The 531-nt window shown below is 59.1% G+C and carries 1 protein-coding gene; it reads right to left on the reverse strand.

What is annotated here, in order from left to right; all coding sequences use genetic code 11:
• Positions 1 to 416, reverse strand: a 416-nt coding sequence (locus KPG66_RS17470; RefSeq protein ID WP_237071694.1) for an IS110 family transposase, incomplete at its 3' end; no start/stop codon positions are given.
• Positions 417 to 531 lie beyond the last annotated feature (115 nt).

Here is a 531-nt window from a genome sequence, read left to right on the forward strand (position 1 = left end):
CGCAATTGATTGACTTGCATGACGCGGATCCGGACCAGTTGCTGGCGCATTCGATGTAGCGCCAACATCGCCTGTTGGTGCGCCGATTTGACGGCAACAAAGCGCATGCCTGGGCGCTGGGAAGCCTCCCAGATGGCGGCCGCGTCTGCCGCGTCGTTCTTATTCGACTTGACGAACGGGCACACGAACTGGGCAGCAATGAGCCTGACTTCGTGCCCAAGCCTGGTCAGTTGCCGAGCCCAGTGGTGGGCGCTACCGCACGCCTCCATGACGATCCGGGCCGCTGGCCGGTTGGCGAAGAACGGTAACATCTGGGCACGCTTGAGCGCCTTGCTGTGAATCGTGCCGTCCGTATCGACAAAGTGGATCTGAAAAACGCGCTTAGCCAGGTCGATGGCGATCGTCATGGGCTCCATTGAATCTCTCCTGCACGAAAGAACGGAAAAGACAATGTCGCATATTTGCACCGAAACCAAGCACCCAGCTCAGTCGCTGGAACAGCTGCTGAGGCGGGAGGCGACCATTCCATCT

This window comes from Mycetohabitans sp. B2, assembly GCF_021733735.1.
GTDB lineage: Bacteria > Pseudomonadota > Gammaproteobacteria > Burkholderiales > Burkholderiaceae > Mycetohabitans > Mycetohabitans rhizoxinica.